We start from the raw sequence: 21,542 nt of genomic DNA on the forward strand, positions 1-21,542 counted from the left end.
AAAAACAATCTTTTCCGAAAATTTCGAAAAAGATTGCTAAGTTAGTTAAGTCTTTCAGAAAACTTACTTTTTGCTTGCAGCGATGATTTCATCGTAGGTTGGGATTGATGGCATTGCCCCCAAGCCTTGAACCGTCAATGAACTAGCGCGTTGAGCGAAGGTTAATGCGGATTCAATGTTGCTCAAATCACTCTTCAGTTGTGAGCTCAATGCCCCAATGAAGGTGTCGCCGGCTGCAGTCGTATCAACGGCCTTAACCTTGAACGCTGGCACGAAGCCAGATTCCTTTTCAGTTGCGTAGTAAGCACCCTTGCTTCCAACGGTGATGATCAGGTTCTTGGCACCCATTGCGCGGAACTTGTCAGCGTTGGCGTCCATTGATGCCCGGTCAGTCACTTCGATACCAGTCAAAACGGCACTTTCGGTTTCGTTAGGTACGACCAGGTCAGTCACCTTCAAGATAGCTGGATCAATCTTAGCGGCTGGCGCTGGGTTCAAGATCGTCGTTACACCGTGTTGCTTAGCAACCGTGAAGGCAGCCAAGGTTGCAGCTTGGGGCGTTTCAAATTGGGCGATCAGGAAGTCAGCCTTGGCAATGTCGTCTTCGACAGCTAAGACTTCGGCATCCTTAATCTGTTGGTTAGAACCACCGTAAACTAAGATACTGTTTTGGCCTTCTTCATCCAAAAGAATGAAAGCAGAACCGGTACCAACCGTCTTGTCGGTTACAATAGCACTCGTATCGATCTTGTCTTCTTGCAAGGATTCTACCATGAAGCGGCCGGCATCGTCATTACCGACTTTACCAATGAACCGTGTTTCGGCACCAGCACGGGCTGCGGCAACGGCTTGGTTCGCACCCTTCCCACCAGCGGCACTACTCTTGTTTTCAGTTGACAGGGTTTCACCTGGTAACGGCATACGGGGAACCCGTAAGGTTGTATCCACGTTGAGACTTCCCAAAACAGTAACTTTGTTTGCCATAATAAACTTCCACTCCTTAACCATTTTTCCGTTCGTAAAACGTTTTACGTATTACCGATACACCCGGTAACCCGCTTCAGATTACTACTAGCGTATCATGATTCGAAAAGGCTTACAAGTAAAACTTGAAATTTTTTTCAGTTATTTTTTTATATTTGATGGGTTATTTACTGACTGGCCCCGTGCTCTCCCGTTCTTTCAGCTCAACGGGCAGTTCCACCGTCTGTGGGTCCAATTGCCGTTTCTGAATCCGGTTAATCAGTAACGTGGTGGCTTGTTCACCCATTGTCACGACGGGTTGATGAACCGTTGTCAGCTTAGGAACCACATAGTCATCGAGGTCGATGTCATCGTAACCCAAGACTGAGATGTCTTCTGGCACGCGGATTCCCTGTTCGTGGAGTCCCCGAATCAATCCTAAAGCCATTTCATCGTTGACCGCGAATACCGCGGTTGGGGCCTGCTTGACCACAGCTGCGGTCGCCTGGTAACCACCGAGCTTGGTCATTGGCGAAATGATTGTATTCTCGACTTCCAGCGCCACACCGGCTGCCGCCAGGGTGTGCTTAAACCCATCCAGACGTACAATCAAGTTGTCCGTTGGATCTTCTGGCATCACGACAGCAATCTTCTTGTGTCCCAATGCCAGCAAATGTTCGGCCGCAATTTGACCGCCACGCTGGTCGTTGATCCGCACGCTATCGAGACTTGGACCCCCATTTTGGTCGATCAACAAATAGGGAATCCCATTTTTCTTCAAAATATTATCAATGGCATCAACGGTGATTGAAGAACTGGCGATAATCAGGCCATCGACGGCCCGCTTGATCAGCTCCTGTAGATAGTAGCCTTCCAGGTCTTCATCGTAGTTTGCGCCAAAAATCAGTGGAATAAAGTGCCGCTCGCGACTCGTCGACTGAACCCCCTTAATGAACATGCTGAAGAAGGGATTCCCTAGGTTGGGCACGATGACCCCGATCGTTTGCGCAGAACGCATAATTAGATTACGTGCGTTAAAGTCTGGCACGTATCCCATCTCTTCTTGGAGCTGGTGTACGCGCGTTCGCGTGTCAATGCTAAAGCGCTCGCCCTTCCCATTTAAAATCTGCGAAACCGTGGTCACCGAAACGCCGGCGGCCTCTGCCAGGTCTCGAATCGTTACTTTCCGTGTCATAGCATCCTCCACACCAATCTGTCTAATTCTCTATTGTCCTAAGTATCGGCAATCGCCGCACTTGTTCTATAACGATTATACCCTATCCCGTAGCCCATTTGCTGAACAATTTTTCTTATTTTACAGAATAGCATTCGTTATTATCAAATTTATAGCCAACTTCCACTAGTTGTTCACACAATTGCCCGGTGACTTAACTAACTGACTACTTACTATAGGCCCCGCGTTTTTTCCAGAAGTTCAGTTTCCACCGCTTAGCCGGTGTAAAATAAAAGACTGGGCCGTAAGCTAATCCTTGCGTCGTCAGTCTTTTATCAGTCCTAAGCCTTTAAAATCTTGTCGATAGCTTGTAATTCTTCATCGTCAAATTCTAAGTTTTGAACTGCTTTTACATTTTCATATAAATGTTCAGGTTTGGAAGCACCGGTGATGACACTGGTGATAACCGGATTGTGGAGCAACCAAGCGAGGGCCATGTGGGACAACTTTTGCCCCCGGCTGTGTGCAATCTTGTTCAGTGCTTGCAACTTGCCAAGCATCTTGTCGCGGCCTTGTTCCAAAATGTATTCGCTAGACCAGTGAATATCAACGTCTTCTGGAATACCGTCCAAGTACTTGTCCGTCAACAGGCCTTCACACAGTGGCCCATAGGCGATGGCCCCGGCGTTGTTCTTCTGGAGCATATCGAAGAGACCATCATCATTGGCGCTTTGATTCAACATGTTGTAAGAGACTTGGTCCACGACAAATGGCGTGTGCAGGTCCTTAAAGATCTTGATCATCGCTTCGGCTTGTGGTGCCGTGTAGTTAGAGATCCCAACGTACAACGTCTTACCCTGCCGAACCATGTCATCCAAGGCAACGGCCGTTTCTTCTGGTGACGTTTCGGCGTCGTAACGGTGGCTATAGAAGATATCCACGTAGTCCAACCCCATGCACTTCAGGGAACGGTCCAACGAAGCCATCAAAGCTTTACGAGAACTCATTTGGCCGTAAGGTCCTGGCCACATGTGGAAACCGGCCTTACTACTGATAACCAATTCATCCCGGTAAGGTTTTAATTCGCGTTCCAAAACTTCACCAAAAAGACGTTCTGCTTCGTAGGAACCCGGACCGTAATTGGCGGCCAAGTCAAAGCTAAAGATCCCTGCGTCAAACGCCTTTAAGATAATGTCACGGGTATCGCCGTAATTGGCGCTTTCCCCGTACTTGTGCCACATTCCGAAAGAGATTGCTGGTAATTGAAAGCCAGTATTTCCGGCACGCCGCACTGGAATTTTTTCATAACGATGTTCATCTGCTAAATACATTTGCCACATTCCTTCCCTTTATGCCTACCTACGAGTATAAAGGAATTGGTGTGGACCAGTCAAGTTTTACGTTAAATCTGATGCACGTCATCGCTGAGTTTGACCGCTTGTGAAACGTGGCCACCAGTGGCGTCAAGTAACTTCTTGGCTTCGGCAATGGTCCCCTTTGTTTCAATCAAGACAATGGCCAATGGGACGTTGTTACCGGCCCGGTCGAGCGCCCGTTCCGCCGCTAGAGTCGACGTCTGAGTTGCTTCCGCGATAATCTTCTTGGCCCGTTCAAAGGTCTTGCCGTTGGTTGGCACCACGTTGATCATCAAGTTCTGATAAACCTTCCCTGACTTTACCATGATTCCAGTAGAAAGCATATTGAGCACCATTTTCTCGGCGGTCCCGGCTTTCAAGAGCGTGGCCCCCGTGATCACTTCAGGACCCACGACCGGCGTGATTGGATAGTCGGCAAGTTGAGCTAGCGGGCTCTCTTCAATACATGAGAAACCAATCCCGGTAGCGCCGTGCTCCTGAGCAAATTTCAAAGCCGCAACGGTGTATGGCGTCTGACCGGAGGCAGCACTGGCCACAACCACATCATTCTCCGTCAATTGGACGGCGGCGAGATCATCTTGGGCGAGCTCTGGCGAATCTTCAACGGAAGGCAGCGTATGGGTCAACGCTTGATTGCCCCCTGCGATCAGACCAAACGTCTGTTGTTCGGTCAGGCCGTAAGTCGGTTGGAGTTCGGTCGCATCAATGACCCCCAACCGGCCAGAAGTCCCGGCGCCCACGTAGATCAGACGCCCACCCTGGTCGAACTTCGGATACGCCGCATCAATCGCCGCAGCAATCTCTGGCAATTGCTTTTGCACGGCCCGGGCAACTCGGTGGTCCTCGCGATTAATCGTGCCGACCATTTCCAACGTTGATTCACGGTCGATGTGTGTCGAGCGGTGGTTTCTCTGTTCTGTAAGTAAGTCATCAAATTGCATGGTGTTGACCTCCAACTTTCATTAGACTTGTCAAAATTATGTATTCGCTTTCATAGTTACTACTCTAGGTATAACATGTTTCATACATAATTTCAATTGTGAATATCAGGCCAGTAATATTCACGCTAACTTCCAGCGCTTACAAAATGAACCTTTTTAGTCTGATGCGCTGAATATCAATGAGCCTTTTCTCCCTGCTAATTTCAGACTTTCGTTTGCTAAAACAGTTGTGCACCTGCACCATGACGTACTTAAAACGAATTTCCAAATTATTTTAAAAAAAGTGAGACCAGATTCCGTAAATTTACATTAGTAATAGTATAGGGACCATTTTAGAACTCATCATTCTGATCCAAATACGCCATCATGGCTGCAACATCAGTAAATACCGGCGAATTGTCCGGAATCAGGCCCAACTCTTTGGCTTCCCCTGCTACCATTGCCCTTCTAGTCACTACATTAGGTTCATCCTCATCAGGCACTAAAACGGCAAATGGTATTCGGTCCTGGATTACAAGTTGTTTTACTGCTAGAACAAAATACTCATCCAAAGTCAATCCAACAGCCTGTACTGAACAGTCACGGTTTGCTGCAATTGCTCATCCAATGCAATCGTAACGGGTGTTGTGCACATCATAATCGCTTCCTTCCGGCCTCACTATACCACGTGAGACTATCAAAACCGCCAACTACTACTCTGACTTCAATCGCGTCCGAATCCGACTCAACGATACCGGTGTAATTCCCAAATACGATGCGACGAGCCGTAAGGGCACCCGGTCCAAGATCTCCGGATCATCGTCAGCCAGCTGGCGATAACGTTCGACCGGAGAATCCTGAAGCTGATTGAAAAAAATATTACGGTAAGCAATGAACCGCTCACAGATGAACCGGGTGATGGCCGGCTCAATTGACGGATACTGCTGCTGAATCCGTGTGAAATCACGTTTACTGAGCATCAGGACGTCCGTATCTTCGAAACTTTCAATCGAAAATCCACTGGGTTGGTCCAAATAAAAGCTTTCAAATGAAGAAACAATCTGATTTTCAAAGAAGAACTGCAGGGTAATATCACGTCCCGCACTGCTGTGCCACAGACGCAACGCCCCGCTGGTCACGATGAAAAGGTCAGTGGCCACATCCCCCTCCAAGAGGAGCGTGTTCCCTGCCGCCACGTGTTTACGGACAAATAAGGACTGGAGTTCTGGCCAGTGTTCCCCAATTTCCGGAAATTTTTGTGCTAAATAAGCTGGTACTTGCATGTAATGACCTCCTTAGCGGCGCAAATTAACATATGTTAATGCCGCAAGCTTCACTTCCCTTTATACTCTCATTATTAACTAAAAACGAGGTCTTTATTTATGAAAACTGTAATTATCTTTGATCACCCCTACACGGCAACTGCCGGTCACAACGTTCCGCATCACCGTTCCTTTCTCGCAGCCTTGCTACAATCTGTGATGACCCGGCTGAAAGCCGAAAATAACGAAGTCGATCTGATTGATCTGCATGCGGATGGTTTCAATCCAGTCATGTCCGCGGCTGACTTATCCAACTGGCGCCGTGGGCAATCGACCGACCCCCAAGTGGCCGACTATCAGCAACGTTTGCTGGACGCCGACCGGATCATCTTTATGTTTCCCGTCTGGTGGGAAGTCATGCCGGCCATGACCAAGGGCTTCCTGGACAAGGTCTACGCTAAAGGACAGCTCTACCAAGCCGATTCCATGAAAACCAAACTGACCAAGCAACCGAAGATTGACATCATCACCACGATGAGTACCCCTAACCTGGCTTACCGACTGTTGTTTGGCGCCCCATTGGCCAAACTGCTTTTCCGGGGAACCTTCCTGAAAACGCGGTTATGGCACTTTAAGTGGCACAACTTCGCACAGGTCGAGAAGAAGAGTTTGGCCCAACGTGAGGCCATTCTGCGAGACTTTAAATTATAAAGAGTGGGGCAAAAGGCGGTTAGCCGGCGAGCATTAAGGCTGATAACCGAATAATCCTGGTTTTGGATTGTTTGGTTATCAGTTTTAAGCGGAGCCGACTGCCTTTTGGCGCACGTTTCGACCATATAAAATTGTGTAACAAAAGGGCCTGGGGTTTTGTCCCAGGCCTTTGCTATCCAATCTAATACAACTTATTTTATTTCTGAACTGCCATCCATTGGTACCCACGACTCATGCCGGCTGGGTTCCAAACGTAACCACTGACCTTAGAATTCCACATTTCAACCGTTGCGGGTTGATACAGCGGAATCACACCTTGTTGGGTCATCAGACGCTTTTCAGCGTTGACCAAGTCGTTGTACCGGGCCGTTGGCTTGTTGGCATCCTGATTCTCGGATTTCTTCACGTAACTGTCGTATTGGGCATCGGAGAAGCCACCATTATTGTTGGTGTTCCCCGTACTCATCAATGACAAGAAGTTAATTGGGTCGGCGAAATCAGCCCCCCAGTTGGACAGAACCAAGTCAAAGTTACCACTGTTGGAACGGCTCAACCGCGTCTTGTAAGGCAGTGTGCTTAACGTGACCTTCACGCCAGGCAACTTCTCCAAGTCGGCTTGAATGTACTGAGCAACCGTCTTGGTCACACTAGTGTCATCGGCCATCAAGGTCAAGTGTAATTCTTTTGTACCACTCGCCTTCAACCCAGCCTTCATCAACTGCTTGGCCTGCGTCAAATCGTAGGTCACCCCACTCTTAACGTAGGCATCCTTGGCAAAGTCCGCCTTGGTCTTCGGGTTCTGCGTCAAGTTCTGTGACACGAATCCTAACGGTGCCTTGGAGCCATCACGCAACACACTCTTGGCAAGTTGTTGCTTGTTGATGGCCATGGACAGGGATTGACGAACCTTCAGATTCCGCAAAGCCTTGATGCGCTTTTGGTTCATCTGCATGTAGTAGGTCGAGCCCCCGACAAACGTCTTCATGTCCTTGTTGTTCTTCAGGTTAGCCACCTGCGTCCCATCCAGGGTCGTAGCGTCCAACTTCTTTTGTTGATACAGGTTGAGACCAGTCGATGGATCGGCAACGACTTGGAAGTTCATCTTCTTCAAGGTAATCTTCTTTTTGTCCCAGAATTTGGTGTTCTTGAGCAACTGCCAGTTCTGGTTAGTCCCTTGCCACTTCGTCATGACAAATGGTCCATCGTACGCCGTCTTGTCGCTGGAATGACCGTAGTCCTTACCGTACTTATCCACGACACTCTGTTCCTGTGGGAAGAAAGTTGGGAAGGCCAATAACAGCTTGAAATAGGCCACTGGCTTACTTAACGTTACCTGTAGCTTGTATTTACCCAGTGCTTTGACGCCCAATTGACTCGGTGCTAGCTTACCGCTTTGAACCTGACTGTAGTTCTGAATACCAGCCATCAGGTAAGCATATTCGGCCGCCGTCTTGGGGTTGACCGTCCGTTGCCAAGAATAAACGTAATCCTTGGCCGTGACCGTCTTGCCGTCGTTCCATTTGTTGTCGTGACGGAGATTAAAGACGTAGGTTTTCCCATTGTTGCTGACCGTGGTCTTCGTTGCCATCGCATTGACTAATTTTTCATTTTTACCTAAACGATACAATCCCTCTTGCGTATGATACAACTGGGTCAAGCTCGTAGAGTCCGCCGCCTTGGAGACGTCCAAGGTCGTGACTTCCGACTTTGTAGACAGCTTGACCTCTTGGTCGGCTGCCAGCCCCGCTTTGCTAGACGTCGTAGTCTTCCCGCAAGCAGCGAGACCGCCCACGACTAAAGCTGTGATTCCCAGTAAAATGCCAAAATGTTTTCCTCTCAAACTACTCGCTCCTTAATCTAGATATTTGTAGCACCACCCGTTCACCCCTTTTGCGGATTCGTCGTGGCATAAAATAAGAACCATCACCAGGGTGACGGCCCTCATCATTTTTATTGTTTATGCTGCTTCAAAGCCTTGTGGAACAAGGAATCCACGGGTTCTTGGTGGTAAATGAGGTCCATGGCTTTACCGAACAACTCGCCAACGGACAATACGACAAATTTATCACTATTCTTTTCGTCTGGCAACTGAATCGAATCGGTGAAGACCACTTTTTCGAGTGGTGATTCGTTGATTCGTTCCGTTGCTTGGCCAGACAGGACTGCATGGGTGGCACAGGCGTAAACGTCTGCAGCACCGGCAGCCTTCAAGGCGCGGGCAGAAACGGTAATCCGTAAGGCGGTATCAATGATATCGTCAACCAGGATAGCGCGCTTACCCTTCACATCCCCAATAACGGCATCAGGATGTGCGGAATTCTCCGTATCGTCCCGATTATCGATAATGGCGATTGGGGCACCCAGCAATTCGGCTAACCGCCGTGCCCGGCTCACACCGGCATGGTCGGGAGCGACCACAACGAAGTTATCATCCGCCATTTCAGGATTGTCTTCAAAGTAGCTGGCCAACAGCCGGTCACTTTGCAAATGATCCACCGGAATGTCGAAGAACCCTTGTAATTGCGCCGCGTGCAAGTCCAGGGCAATCACCCGACTGACACCATCCATTTGAAGGAGTGACGCGATTAACTTTGCAGTGATGGGTTCCCGTGAACGCGCCTTACGATCAGCTCGTGAGTAACCATAGTATGGAATGACCACGTTGATCTTTTCAGCGCTGGCCCGCCGTGCGGCATCCACCATGATCAACAGTTCCATCAAGTTTGTGTTAACTGGATCTGAGACTGACTGAATGATAAACAGTTCGTCCCCACGAATACTTTCATCGATACTAATTTGAATTTCGCCATCACTAAAGTGCTTGATTGTTGACTTACCTAGCTCAACGCCAGCAGCCTTCGCAATTTTTTCCGCGAGTGGCCGGTTTGAATTCAGTGCAAAAACTTTCATTCTGCCAGCTTCGACATGTTCTGCCATAACAGCCTCCCAGTGGGTTTCCCCAAATTCGTTTATATTTTAAGTTTGCGTTGCACACCGAGCAAAACACTCTCTATAAAACTAATGCGCACAACACCTAATTTACTGTTTACATTATCGCAATCTTTTCCCGGAAACGCAACGATTCGCGCCGCACTTTTAGGCTTTTGCCATAAATTGTGCCGGTGTGATTCCCTGCATCCCAATCATCGGATCAATCTGACGACTGCGTACCAACTCCGGCGTTAAGCGGTAATCGGCCGGTTCAGCCGATGCTGGTGCCTCAGTTGAAGGCGTTTCCGGTACTTCTTCACTCGGCGCCACCGTTTTCTCATTTCCGGTCGGCATTTCTGCCGTTGGTGCATCCTCGCCTGATTCCTCGGTTGCGTCATCTGCTGGCACCGATGACGTCGTCCCATCCGGATCCAGCACGTGCTGAATCCGTGTGGTCAACGTCGTGTGGCGGTTAACCGACAGATTATTGACACAGGTGGCAAAGGCATTGGGTTCCCCCAACAGGATCAGCATGTCTGCCGCTCTGGTCACCGCTGTGTATAGCAGATTCCGTTGGAGCATCCGGTTATACTGACCCACCATCGGCAGGATAACCATCTTGAACTCGGACCCCTGCGACTTGTGAATCGACATGCAGTAGGCCAGCGTCAGACGGTTCCAGTCGTTTCGTGAATACGTGACCTCAGTCTGTTCAAACGCAATCGTCAGTTGATCGGCTTTGATTTCCTTATTCTTGGCACTCAGGTCGATCCCGGTAATCGTTCCAATATCGCCGTTAAAGACGTTGTTTTCGGGACTGTTCACCAGATGGAGGACCTTATCGCCGATGCGGAATTTCTGATTACGGAATTCCACTTCCTTGGTGCGTTCGGACTTTCGAGGATTCAGAATATCTTGCAGGCCCACGTTCAACCGGTCGATTCCAGCAGAACCCCGATACATCGGTGCCAGGACTTGAATGTCACTCGCCGTAAAGTCCTTGGCATGCGCCTTGTCAACGATTTGATCAATCACGCTCTCGACCTGATTGGCGTGACACGGAATGAATGATCGGTCCGGTTGATTCTTCGTAAAGTCAGCCGGCAACTCCCCATTCTTAATCGCGTGAGCCAGTGGAATAATCGAGGAACCGTCGCCCTGTCGATAAATCGTGTCCAGTTGGATCTTCTGCAGTTGGTCACTGGCCAACAAGTCGTGAAAGACCTGACCGGGCCCAACGGATGGCAGCTGATCCTTATCCCCGACAAGAATGACTTGCATCCCCACGGGAACCGCCCGTAGTAACGTCTTCATCAGATAGACATCGACCATCGACGTTTCATCAATAATCAGCAAGCCACCTTCTAAATCCTTAGTGGCCGCAGCGTCGAGGTCATCCTCTCGCCCTGTTAGTCCCAACAACCGGTGAATGGTGCTGGCCGGTAATCCGGTCGACTCACTCATCCGCTTAGCGGCCCGGCCGGTCGGTGCAGCCAGTAAGATTGGGAAAGGTTGTTCCTTGTATTCGTTGATGTCGAGTGACACCTCGTGCAACCGGGCGTACAGGTTAACTAGGCCACGAATAATCGTGGTCTTCCCGGTTCCGGGTCCCCCAGTCAGCAACATGACCTTTGCCTTCACGGCGGCGGTCAACGCGGCCGTTTGTGAGTCGTCGTACACGATGTCTGCTTGCTTCTCGACGATGCGGACTTGCTTGGCAATGGCCTCATCGTTGAAGCGGTCATCGTCATCGCCGCCCTGTAACAGCCGTTGAAAATGTTCGGCAATTTGCCATTCGGCATCATAGAGTGATTTCAAATAGATTCGCTGCTCATCACCGACGACCTTCTCTTGCTTCGCCAACTCAAGGAGTTGATTGGCAATATCCTGTGGATTCAAACGAACGTTACGTGAATTCTCTAAGAGACTCAGCGTGTTCGCCAGCAACGGTTTGGCCGTAGTGTACGTGTCCCCATTGGCGACGGACAGATCCGTCAGCGTCTGCAAAAGACCCGCGCGCAACCGTTCCGGACGGTCGGCTTCGTAGCCTAACTGCGTCGCAATCTGATCGGCTCGTTTAAAGCTGACCCCGGTAATGTCTTCGGCTAACTGATAGGGATTGTCATGAATCACATCCAGCGTCTTCGCCTCATACCGGTTGTAGATAGCGGCTGCCAGCGTACTTCCAAAACCGTAGCCGTTCAGACCAATGATGATCTGTTCCATCCCGTTATTGGTCTGCAACTGACTGACCAGTGTCGCCACGACCTTGGGGGACAGCCCCAACGGTGTTAAAACGCTACTGTCATCGAGAATCTGCTCAATGGCATTGGTGCCTAGCCCGTCGACGATTTTTTCCGCCGTCTTCTTCCCCAGTCCAGGGAAGTCGTCACCACTCAGATAGGCGATGACCCCGCTGCGGGACGTTGGTGTTTCATTTTGATAATTGTCGGCCTGAAACTGCACGCCGTACTTGGGATGTTCGACCTTTTTGCCACTAAAGCGGTAGGTCACATCGTCCTTCACGTCCGCGAAGTTTCCCGTCACAACAATCTCGTCTTCGTGCCAATCCAGACTGGTCTCGGACACCTTGATCAGCATGACCTTATAGAAACTATCCTGGCTGGCAAAGAAGACCGCGCTGACAGTGCCGACCACGTAATCGGCCTGATCGCCACTGTCGCCCGCGAATAAGTCTAGTGATTCGGATGCCATCTGCTCGTCTCCTCCTAACTACTCTTTGGTCTCGTTCTTTTGGGTTTGAATGAACCGTTCGATATCGGCCAACTTCTTTTGACCCTTTTCAAAGTATTGGGGATCTAACGCCTTAGCCGCCTTGAAATATGGGCCATAATCTTCACCCTGAACCATAGCGACTAACCCGCGATCAAAATTAGCCCGGCCGTTTTGGTCGTCCAATGCTAAGACTTGATCGTAGTATTGGGCGGCTTGATCCATGTTCCCCAGTGCTAGCAAGTTTTCAGCGACCACCTGTAACGTGGCAATGTCCTTGGGCTGACTGCCTAAAGCGGTCAAGCCAAAGACCAGTGCCCGCTTATGATCGCCGCTCGCCATGTAACTCTGGGCCATCATCAGGTAGCCGGCCCCCTTCAACTGGGCGCCAAGCTGATCAAATTCAGCAATGGCTTTCGTGTAATCCTGTGCGGCATAGTAGACGTTCCCTAAGCCATAGTGCAGTTTTTCCACGGCAGCTGGTTGTGCCGCGAATAAGCCTAAGGCCTTCATCAAGAGTTCTTCTGCCTGAGCGAAAGAATTGAGATCGACCAGAACCGTTGCTAACTCGTAGTACGCATCCGCATCCCCCGGATGACTATCGATGCGTTGAACCAATTCGTGAACCATCTGTTCTGAGCGCTCTTTATCCTGGTCGCGCCCCTGACCCGTTTGTTTTTCCGTCATTTTATTAATCACCTAATATCTAAATCGTATCGGTCGGCGATGCTGCCGCCGTCAAGAAGCTCGTATCATTCCAGTCCAACAAGTTAAAGCTTTGGCCACCATCCGTGGTCTCAAGCACCGTGACACTGGTATTTCGAATGCCACCACGCTTCCGCAAATCCGGTAGTGGCGTCCCCAACAACGCATTGATCTCCGCGTTGAGGGCGGCCCCATGGCTCACAATCAGGACGTTGGCCTTCGGTTGTGGGTTGGCCGCAACGATTGCCTGAATCCCAGGCGTCATCCGGTCAATGACTTCTTGGAAGGTTTCCCCGCCGATCCGACTGGTATCGTACTGGTCGGGATGGTTGCGGAAGGCGTCCAACTCGGCTGGGAACTGCGCCTTAACATCATCAAAAGCCATGCCTTCGAGTTGTCCCAGGTGAAACTCCTCGAGTCGACTCATCAGCGTCAATGGTACGTGTTGGTGAAGTTCCTTCACGACGTGTTGGGCGGTCACCCGCGCACGGCGAATAGGACTCGAATAAGCATGCTGAAAGCTCGTATGACGCAAGAAGCGACCCACCTGGACCATTTGTTGGTAGCTCTCGGTCAGTAGCTCAGAATCGCCACCAGCGCCCTGAAACCGGCCCTCTAAATTCCACTGCGTCTTACCATGACGGACAAAGTATAATTTCAAAGTGTCGTCCCTTCCTCTCATCTCTGTACGGGTTACTTGCCGGGCGACGTAAATGGCCCGTGACGCTGTGGGCGGACGCCCGGAGCCAAAGAACGGTCTCCAGGCTTGTGGTCGAACCTCTAAGAATCGAGTTTCAACCACACCAATTCTCTAAGCGGTACAATCCACCGCTAAGAAAATTCCCACGGCTTGGTCCATTTACGTCGCCCTCACGGCTTACATTGGCTTAACCCGTACCAATCTTTTCTATTTTACCGTTTTCTATTCATCCGCATCGGCTAATCTTTTACGAAATGCCAGTATCGTTCTATAACAATAACTTCAATGATACTACGCTGGCACGCCCTTCAGAACCCCGTGCAGTTACATCACCTTATTATGCCAGTTTTCAGGTGATTTTCAAAGAAACAACCGTGGAAATTTTAAAAAACCCGCCAGCAAGATTGCTCTCGCTAACGGGTTCCCATTAAGTGTTTGATTTAAATGCTAAAAACTAGATCAACTGTAACTCGCGATCCTTGTTGTAGGCAGCGTCGATAATGGCACTCCCCAAGCATTCGTCGCCATTGTAGAAGACGACGGCTTGCCCAGGCGTGATTGCCCGTGCGGGATCGTCGAATTCAACAGTGACCTGCTGGCCATCTTCACTCAAGTGAACGGTCACGCCAGTATCCTTTTGCCGGTACCGGAACTTGGCCGTGCAGTGGAAGTCACTGCCGCGGTCAATCGTGTTGACCCAGTGAATGTCAGAGGCTGACAAGTGCGTCGCGTAGAGGTGCTCGTTGTGATACCCCTTGCCGACGTAAAGAATGTTCTTCGTCAGATCCTTACCGATAACGAACCATGGCTCGTTATCTTCACCATCACCACCGATACCCAGGCCACGACGCTGACCAATGGTGTAGTACATCAAGCCGGCGTGGTCGCCCTTGATCTCACCATCAACGGTCATCATCTTGCCGGGCTTAGCTGGCAAGTAGGTGTTCAGGAAGTCCTTGAAGTGACCCTTTTCACCGATAAAGCAGATTCCCATGGAGTCCTTCTTATCAGCGGTTGCCAGGCCCGCGTTCTTGGCGATCTCACGAACCTGTGGCTTAACCAAGTCACCGATTGGGAACATCACGCGGTCCAACTGCTCCTTGGAAAGCTGGCTCAAGAAGTAAGTCTGGTCCTTGTTCTGGTCCACGGCACGCATCAAGTGTGCGTCGCCGTTCTCATCGCGGGTCAACTGAGCGTAGTGACCGGTCGCAATGTAATCTGCACCGAGCTCCAACGCGTAGTCGAGGAATGCCTTAAACTTGATCTCTTTGTTACAGATCACGTCAGGGTTAGGCGTTCGACCCTTCTTATACTCATCCAAGAAGTACGTGAACACACGGTCCCAGTATTCCTTTTCAAAGTTAACGGAGTAGTAAGGAATGCCGATTTCTGAGGCAACTTTGGCTACATCCTTGTAGTCTTCTGTGGCGGTACAAACACCGTTCTCGTCTGTATCGTCCCAATTCTTCATGAAGACGCCGATCACGTCATAACCCTGCTGCTTAAGCCGCAAAGCGACGACGGAAGAATCGACACCTCCACTCATACCAACGACAACTCGCGTGTGGCTGTTGTCCTGCATGGTATCACCATCATTTCATTCAGATTCTGGAGAATCTACGATTTGAAGGTCGCATAAATCCAGTATTGCTTAGTTTACCTATTTTTCGTAAGTTTTGCAAGCCTGGCGTTTCCTTTCAGAAAAGGTGGGGCAATCTGCCCACTGCGGTCAACACCTTGCCTACTCACAAAAAAGGTGACAGACCGACTTCGGCCTCCCACCCTTAATTCATCTATGCTTAATATTTCATTAATAAAACAACTACTTCTTCTGAATAATCTCGCGATCAATTAGGTTCTGCAGGATAAAGTGATATTGTTCCACGTTACCCTCGGCGTGCGCACCCTTGAAGATGTTGACGCGCCGGTTACCGGAAGCATTGGTCGTGGACATCTTGAAACCACTGAGGTCTTTGGCCACAATCACCCGTAACATCTGATTACGGTTGTAGGGTGACGTTGGGTCGACCGACCGTTCCAGCGTATAATTACCGGCGTTTGACAGTTGGAACCCGACATCCTTCAAAGCATAGGGCTTCACGCTTGGATTCAACTCATAAGTATCGGGGTCACCGTCAACTTGCATTTGCTTTTCAAATAACACGTTACTTCACCTCACTATGATTTTTGGCTAACCGCTTCACGATGGCACTCACATTCTCTACGAACGTGGCGATTTCATCGCTCGTCGTCTGTTGCCCAAAGGACAAGCGGATCGATTCTGCAATCCGGGGACTCTTCTCACCAAACATTGCTGTCAAAACGTGGGACGGTTCGATTGAGCCCGCCGTACATGCGGACCCACCGGACACGGCAATGCCTGCCAAATCCAGGTTTGTCTGCATCACGTAGGTTGAAATTCCCTTGATCCAAATGTTCAACACGTGATCGAGGTTTTCGCCCTCGTCGCCCAGCGATCCGTTGATTTCAAAGTCTACACCGTTATCGGTCAAGCCCTTAACGACCTGTTCCTTGAAGCCGTGGAAACGGGCGCGCTTTTCGGCCTTAGCTTCCGGCGTCAACAGTTCAGCGGCCTTGGCAAAACCGGCGATAGCGGGAACATTTTCCGTTCCGGCCCGCCGCTTTTCTTCCTGGTCGCCCCCCTTGATCAAGCTAGGGAAGTTAATCCCTTCACGCTTGTAGAGGAACCCAATCATCTTAGGCCCGTTGATCTTGTGAGCCGACGTCGACAACATGTCGATGTGGTCACGCTGAACGTCAATGTCGAGTAAGCCATAGGTCTGCACGGCATCGGTGTGGAACCACGCTTGGTGGTCCTTTAAGATCTCACCGATTTCGTGAATTGGCATCCGACTGCCGACCTCGTTGTTACCCATCATGATGGTCACGAGAATCGTATCATCACGCAAGGCAGCCTTGAAGTCATCGAGGCTGATATCCCCATGCTCGTCAACGGGCAGGTAGGTCACGTCAAAGCCCTGTTCCTCCAATGCATGAAGGGGCTTCAACACAGCCTCGTGTTCGATTGCCGTGGTGATGATGTGCTTACCCAGAGATTGCCGGGCAAGCGCAGTCTGTGTAATGGCGGTGTTGTCACCTTCACTACCACCACTGGTAAAAATAATCTCTTCGTCACTGGCAGCGTTGATGCTGTTGGCGATGACTTGGCGACTGTTTTCCATCACCGTGTGGGCTTGCCGGCCCAAGCCGTAAAGCGTGGAGGCATTTCCGTACACGTTAGCCATCTTATCCATCATCTCAGCCAAGACCTCTGGGGCCATTGGCGTCGTGGCAGCGTTGTCCAGGTAAATCTCCTTGACGGCGTTGCTGTTATCAATATGAATCTCTTGCACCCTTAAAACCTCCTGAACAGCCGAGTTAGTCTTGTGCGGCTAACAGGGCTAATAGCATCTGAGCAGAACGGTGTCCCGCATCAATAATAAAGTCATCAAAATTAACGCCAGAGTCATTGTCGGCGTTATCGGACATGGCCCGAACGACCACGTAAGGAACGTCAAATTGGTGAGCAACTTGGCCCACTGCGGCCCCTTCCATTTCACCGGACAAGGCATCTGGGAAGTGTCCCATAATGTCTTTGATGGTTTCAGGGCTGTTTAAGAACTGGTCACCGGAGACAATCAGACCCAGCTTAGTCTTCAAACCGGTGTCGGCAGCGGCGGCCACAATCTTTTCGCCCCATTCCTTGGAAGCTTCGAACCGGGCTGGTTGTTGTGGCAATTGGCCGTATTCGTAGCCAAAGGCCCGGGCATCGGCATCGTGATACGCCGTTTCAGTGGAAACAACCACGTCACCAATGTTCAAGTCAGGTGCTAAGGCACCGGCAGAACCGGAGTTGATGACGATATCCACGTTGAATTGCGTAATCAGTAAGGCTGTCGTTAAGCCGGCTTCAACTTTACCAATTCCAGAACGGACCAAGACGACCTGTTGGCCGCTAATGGTGCCTTCGTAAAATTCAAGACCGTGAATGTCCGTGGTCTTCGCGTCCTGTAAGGCGTCGTGTAGTTCCTTAATTTCTTCTTCCATGGCGCAGAGAATTCCAAATGTCATGTGTCGTGTTCGCTCCTTAAAATTGTCGTCTTTTCAACAGTCACCAGTAATCACTAGTGAGTGCCCATACGGCGAATGGGGCACTGCCCCACCACCGCTCTTTAATTAATCTATAGCACGCCTACTGCTAGTCCGGCAGGCATGGCGCATCTCTTTTACGATTAACGCATGAAAAACATAATTAGATAAACAATGATGATCAATGCGGCTAACCAAAAAATCGCCCAGTTTAGGCGGTGACCCAACCGTTTTTGTTTCATTTCGGCGGGACTCACGCGCTGGTCAATGGGTGGTTCGTTGGTTGGCTCGTTTCCCTTGGGATTGCCATGCTTTCTGGCATAGTCCTTTTCGACTTGAACCCGTTTGCGGTCGCGTTCCTGAAAGTCCTTTTCGGCCTGTTCCTGTTCACGGCGGTAGTCGGCTCTGGTCTTGGGTTGATCGTCATCTTCTTGCCAATCATTGTGCATCGCTGTCACCTACTTCTGTAATAGCCAGTAATAGATGGCCGTAATCGTCTTGGCGTCGTTGATCTCGCCACTCTCAATCATGGCCTGTGCTTCCGTCTTCGTGACGGTCATCAATTCCAAGTTTTCCCCCTGATCCCGGGGGAGCTCGGTGGTCACGGGCTTGAGATCCGTTGCCATGAATAACGTCATGTACTCGTCAGAAAAACCGACACTGGAGTAAAAACCAGTAATCCGTTTTAACTGACCAGGTTGATATCGAATTTCTTCATTCAATTCCCGAATAACGGCGTGTTCAACGTTGTCGGCATCACGGCTGTCCAACTTGCCCGCTGGGATTTCCAAGGTTGCAGCGGCGATTGGTGCCCGCCACTGGCGTTCCAAAATCATTTTATTATCGTCGGTCAACGCTAAAATGCCGACCGCACCCGCGTGACGCACGATCTCTCTGGTCGCAGCATCCCCGTTAGGTAGGCGGACACGTTGCCGTTCCAATTTCACAATCACACCGTCATACAAGTCCTCGGTGGATTCAACGTGTTCTTCTAAATCCATGTTAAGCCTCCTCCGTGCTGCCCATTTTGACTGGCATCACTTTGGCTGCTTGTGGCCCACGGATGCCTTGGACAATCACGAATTGCACGGTCTGGCCGGCTTCGAGTTTTCGAAAACCTTCGCCTTCGCCGATAATGCCCGTGTAATAGACAAAGACATCTTCACCGTCTGGCGTGGTAATAAAACCAAAACCGCGTTGTTCACTATAACTTTTTACTTTTCCGGTTAACATGGTATCCCTCCCATACATAGACCAAATTATACTCGCTTGACCGGTAGACCGCAAACACGGGGGCTTATTGGCGGAATTGGAGGATTGGAAGTTATGGTAAGATCCTCCCTAATTAGCTGATACATACTGTTCAAGTCCCCTTTGCCATTCAAATTTGGAGGCGATTAGTAAACAAGCATCTACAACTGCAAGCCAAATGACCGCCCTGAATGACGTTCGATAGCGAAGGCTAACCGGAATATTTGTCACAGTTAACGACGGTAAAATCCAAAGAAACAATACTTGAATAACTTTAGGATAAATTTTTGCAGGACGTGTTGAAGCGTCCATGATGTATTCCGGCAATCCGGCCAGTGCACTTAAGCCGTCAATCCAAAACGTTGCCGTCACCGCAATTTGATTCAGACAGAAAATAAACAGCGTCCCCAACATCACGATAAGAACATATAGCAGAATTTGACTGAAAGATAGTCGGATTCTCGCAATGATCACCCATTCTATACCCACGGTCAAGATAAGTGGTATCAGTGAAGGAAAGTCAACTCGGTATAAGACATGGAACCAGTAAGTATTAACCGGTCTAATTAATGAATAATCCAATGTGCCTTCTAAGATCTGACTAGTTAACGCCTCCTGGGATTGGACAAATAAGAATTCATACAGGTAAGTCATCACATTGGCCGTTGTCACCAGGTTGAGATAGTCTGTGAAGTCCCATCCAAATATGTCTTTGGCAAACGAAAAATAAACACTTCCGGTTAAGATTACAATTGCGTAGAATAAAATGCCAAATACTATCGTAAGAATTGTCGTTCCGCGATAAGCGAATGTTTCCTCAAAACTCTGTTTAATCAGTGTTCTGTATAGCCTGATCATTAACTACCGACTCCCTCATACGCGTGAATTCCTTTGCGCCATAATTCTTTTATTAAAATCAAGAATACTAGGCTCCATGAAATTGATGCCAAAAAAACAAGCAACATTTGAACGGACGATACTTTACCCAGGCTCAAAAGTGCAAGTTGATTTCCCGCCAACGCAAACGGCGTGTATTCCAGCCAACGAAACGTCTGAGGCAAGACCTGTAAAGGAAACGCCTGCCCGCCCAACAACATAAATAAGGCATTAATCACTGGGCGCATTGGCCAGACCTGAATTAACCAAAAACTCACCAAACTCATTGCACTGATCAGCAAGAAAAAAGTGATATAAATAATGGCAAACAATGCCAAGGTCATCAGTATTTCAGTAAATGACTGGCTGGATGTTTCAGATGACACCACGAGTACAAAGCCATAGATAATTAAATACGGGAATGACAGTCCCACATACTCGAAAAATGCTTGCACCAGCAATTTAACGGGTCTTAAAAGCAGAATCGTCAGATTACCACTGCGTACCAGCTGACTGAACTTAAAAATCAAGCTCGTCGAAAATATCAGAGATAACAGGTTCACAATTATTAAGTAGTAGGTCATCTGTAGCGGGTCAATTCCGGCTATATCACCTTTGCCGCTGAACCTAAAAACCGCTTGCCACATGAAGACGGCTACCCCAATTTGCAAAGACACTGTGACCAGTCGCAATACAAAATTCCCACGATAAGCAATTGTTGAATAGAAGGCATTTCGAAAGCTAACCAAATACTTCACTTTTTACCCTCCAATTTTGAAAATAAACCGACCAAGATTTCATCTAGATCCCCGTCTCTCCGTTTCAAAGAAAGAATATGCGCCAGAGCAATCGGTAATTGCGCCGAATCGTTACTCAGAAATTGATAATGACAGTCTCCCAATTCTATCAAATCAATCGGCAACGGCTCAATTGGACTATCCGTTGTCACCTCAATGATTTGCTGACTAGCATGTTCCGAAATTAATGCATTAGGTGTGCCGTCGAAAATCTTTTCACCCTTAGCTATGATTATCACGCGTTGGGCTAGTGCTACTATATCCTTCGTGTTGTGACTGGTTAATATAATCGTCATCTTTCTCTCTTTATTTATCTCCCGGAGAAATCGATAGATATTGGATTGACTACTGACATCGATTCCAATCGTGGGTTCATCCAGAAATAAGATTTCCGGGTAATGGATAATCGCGCAAATAAGTTCAAATTTGATGCGCTGCCCTAATGATAGTTTCCTGACAGGAATTTGTAGCTGTTCAGAGACCGCCAGCTGCTTGGTAAAAAATGAAAGTCGCTTTTCAAAGACCGGTTTGGGGATTTGATAAATTTCTCGCAACATAATCAAGGTATCAATTGGCGGAAGATCCCAGATCAATTGGCTCTTCTGTCCAAACATGACACCAATTCTTTTCAAGTAGGCGGATGACTTTTCAAAAGGGTTTATTCCAGAAAATGCGTCAATCTTACCCTCGTTCACTGGTAAAATTCCAGTCATTAATTTGATCAGTGTTGTTTTCCCCGCACCATTCGGCCCAAGTAGCCCCACTATTTCTCCAGAATTTATTGAGAAAGAGATATCATGAATTGCATGGACGGCACGCTTACGGCGGTGCACAAAGTCATGCAGAGATCCTAGAAGCCCACTGTTTTTTTCGTAAGTCATGTATGAGAAAGAGATGCGCTTAGCTTGCAAATTTTTTTCGCTTTTGGTCATCTTCTTCACCCCTCAAGCTCCGACTGAATTTATTTTGAAGTATAGTCCAAACATGCCATTAATCTAGAGATACCCTATCGAGGTGAATCGTTTCTGCTAAA

The 21,542-nt window shown here is 49.0% G+C and carries 22 protein-coding genes; 1 reads left to right on the forward strand and 21 read right to left on the reverse strand.

Annotation, left to right across the window (positions count from 1 at the left end; all coding sequences use genetic code 11):
- Positions 1–63: 63 nt before the first annotated feature.
- From rbsK to EKM73_RS00535, 6 genes are all read right to left on the reverse strand, one after another.
- Positions 64–984: a ribokinase gene (gene rbsK, locus EKM73_RS00510; protein ID WP_125700059.1), complete on the reverse strand. Its 921-nt coding sequence runs from the start codon at positions 982–984 to the stop codon at positions 64–66.
- A gap of 163 nt (positions 985–1,147) precedes the next feature.
- On the reverse strand, positions 1,148–2,158 hold the full coding sequence (rbsR, locus tag EKM73_RS00515) for a ribose utilization transcriptional repressor RbsR (RefSeq protein WP_125700060.1): 1,011 nt from the start codon (positions 2,156–2,158) through the stop codon (positions 1,148–1,150).
- A gap of 320 nt (positions 2,159–2,478) precedes the next feature.
- The gene (locus EKM73_RS00520) at positions 2,479–3,468 is read right to left on the reverse strand and encodes an aldo/keto reductase (protein ID WP_125700061.1); all 990 of its coding nucleotides are present in this window, start codon (positions 3,466–3,468) and stop codon (positions 2,479–2,481) included.
- A gap of 71 nt (positions 3,469–3,539) precedes the next feature.
- Positions 3,540–4,454, reverse strand: a complete 915-nt coding sequence (gene murQ, locus EKM73_RS00525; protein WP_125700062.1) for an N-acetylmuramic acid 6-phosphate etherase — start codon at positions 4,452–4,454, stop codon at positions 3,540–3,542.
- A 332-nt stretch (positions 4,455–4,786) separates the two neighbouring features.
- Positions 4,787–5,005 (reverse strand): damage-inducible protein J, encoded by a 219-nt coding sequence (locus EKM73_RS00530; RefSeq protein ID WP_225421232.1) that lies wholly within the window; start codon positions 5,003–5,005, stop codon positions 4,787–4,789.
- 141 nt (positions 5,006–5,146) lie between these two features.
- Positions 5,147–5,716 (reverse strand): Crp/Fnr family transcriptional regulator, encoded by a 570-nt coding sequence (locus EKM73_RS00535; protein WP_125700063.1) that lies wholly within the window; start codon positions 5,714–5,716, stop codon positions 5,147–5,149.
- 99 nt (positions 5,717–5,815) lie between these two features.
- Between EKM73_RS00535 and EKM73_RS00540 the strand changes: the two genes are divergently transcribed.
- On the forward strand, positions 5,816–6,406 hold the full coding sequence (locus EKM73_RS00540; protein WP_125700064.1) for an NAD(P)H-dependent oxidoreductase: 591 nt from the start codon (positions 5,816–5,818) through the stop codon (positions 6,404–6,406).
- Positions 6,407–6,602: 196 nt separating this feature from the next.
- Here EKM73_RS00540 and EKM73_RS00545 read toward each other — a convergent pair whose 3' ends face one another.
- From EKM73_RS00545 to EKM73_RS00615, 15 genes are all read right to left on the reverse strand, one after another.
- Complete coding sequence (locus EKM73_RS00545) at positions 6,603–8,246, reverse strand: peptide ABC transporter substrate-binding protein (protein WP_125700065.1); 1,644 nt, start codon at positions 8,244–8,246, stop codon at positions 6,603–6,605.
- A 110-nt stretch (positions 8,247–8,356) separates the two neighbouring features.
- Positions 8,357–9,343 (reverse strand): ribose-phosphate diphosphokinase, encoded by a 987-nt coding sequence (locus EKM73_RS00550; protein WP_125700066.1) that lies wholly within the window; start codon positions 9,341–9,343, stop codon positions 8,357–8,359.
- A 159-nt stretch (positions 9,344–9,502) separates the two neighbouring features.
- Positions 9,503–12,052, reverse strand: a complete 2,550-nt coding sequence (gene recD2 / locus EKM73_RS00555; protein WP_125700067.1) for an SF1B family DNA helicase RecD2 — start codon at positions 12,050–12,052, stop codon at positions 9,503–9,505.
- 18 nt (positions 12,053–12,070) lie between these two features.
- Positions 12,071–12,757, reverse strand: a complete 687-nt coding sequence (locus tag EKM73_RS00560) for a tetratricopeptide repeat protein (protein ID WP_125700068.1) — start codon at positions 12,755–12,757, stop codon at positions 12,071–12,073.
- Positions 12,758–12,776: 19 nt separating this feature from the next.
- Positions 12,777–13,436, reverse strand: coding sequence for a histidine phosphatase family protein (locus EKM73_RS00565; RefSeq protein WP_125700069.1), 660 nt, complete (start codon positions 13,434–13,436; stop codon positions 12,777–12,779).
- A 493-nt stretch (positions 13,437–13,929) separates the two neighbouring features.
- Positions 13,930–15,057: a tRNA 2-thiouridine(34) synthase MnmA gene (gene mnmA / locus EKM73_RS00570; protein WP_020088797.1), complete on the reverse strand. Its 1,128-nt coding sequence runs from the start codon at positions 15,055–15,057 to the stop codon at positions 13,930–13,932.
- Between the two features lie 240 nt (positions 15,058–15,297).
- On the reverse strand, positions 15,298–15,639 hold the full coding sequence (locus tag EKM73_RS00575) for a DUF1831 domain-containing protein (protein WP_125700070.1): 342 nt from the start codon (positions 15,637–15,639) through the stop codon (positions 15,298–15,300).
- A gap of 1 nt (position 15,640) precedes the next feature.
- The gene (locus tag EKM73_RS00580) at positions 15,641–16,849 is read right to left on the reverse strand and encodes a cysteine desulfurase family protein (protein ID WP_125700071.1); all 1,209 of its coding nucleotides are present in this window, start codon (positions 16,847–16,849) and stop codon (positions 15,641–15,643) included.
- Positions 16,850–16,874: 25 nt separating this feature from the next.
- Positions 16,875–17,567, reverse strand: a complete 693-nt coding sequence (locus EKM73_RS00585; RefSeq protein WP_020088800.1) for a 5'-methylthioadenosine/adenosylhomocysteine nucleosidase — start codon at positions 17,565–17,567, stop codon at positions 16,875–16,877.
- 161 nt (positions 17,568–17,728) lie between these two features.
- A complete protein-coding gene (locus tag EKM73_RS00590) occupies positions 17,729–18,034 on the reverse strand; it encodes a hypothetical protein (RefSeq protein WP_125700072.1) in 306 nt (101 codons plus the stop codon).
- 9 nt (positions 18,035–18,043) lie between these two features.
- Complete coding sequence (locus EKM73_RS00595) at positions 18,044–18,586, reverse strand: NUDIX hydrolase (protein ID WP_125700073.1); 543 nt, start codon at positions 18,584–18,586, stop codon at positions 18,044–18,046.
- 1 nt (position 18,587) lies between these two features.
- Positions 18,588–18,818 carry a cold-shock protein gene (locus tag EKM73_RS00600; protein WP_125700074.1) on the reverse strand — a complete coding sequence of 77 codons (231 nt, stop codon included), beginning with the start codon at positions 18,816–18,818 and terminating at the stop codon, positions 18,588–18,590.
- 108 nt (positions 18,819–18,926) lie between these two features.
- Positions 18,927–19,694: an ABC-2 family transporter protein gene (locus tag EKM73_RS00605; protein ID WP_125700075.1), complete on the reverse strand. Its 768-nt coding sequence runs from the start codon at positions 19,692–19,694 to the stop codon at positions 18,927–18,929.
- Complete coding sequence (locus EKM73_RS00610) at positions 19,694–20,470, reverse strand: ABC-2 family transporter protein (RefSeq protein ID WP_125700076.1); 777 nt, start codon at positions 20,468–20,470, stop codon at positions 19,694–19,696. The genes EKM73_RS00605 and EKM73_RS00610 overlap by 1 nt, the downstream gene beginning before the upstream one ends.
- Positions 20,467–21,441 (reverse strand): ABC transporter ATP-binding protein, encoded by a 975-nt coding sequence (locus tag EKM73_RS00615; RefSeq protein WP_125700077.1) that lies wholly within the window; start codon positions 21,439–21,441, stop codon positions 20,467–20,469. Before EKM73_RS00615 ends, EKM73_RS00610 begins: the two co-directional genes overlap by 4 nt.
- Positions 21,442–21,542 lie beyond the last annotated feature (101 nt).

It is taken from the genome of Levilactobacillus fuyuanensis (genome assembly GCF_003946395.1).
Taxonomy (GTDB): Bacteria; Bacillota; Bacilli; order Lactobacillales; family Lactobacillaceae; genus Levilactobacillus; species Levilactobacillus fuyuanensis.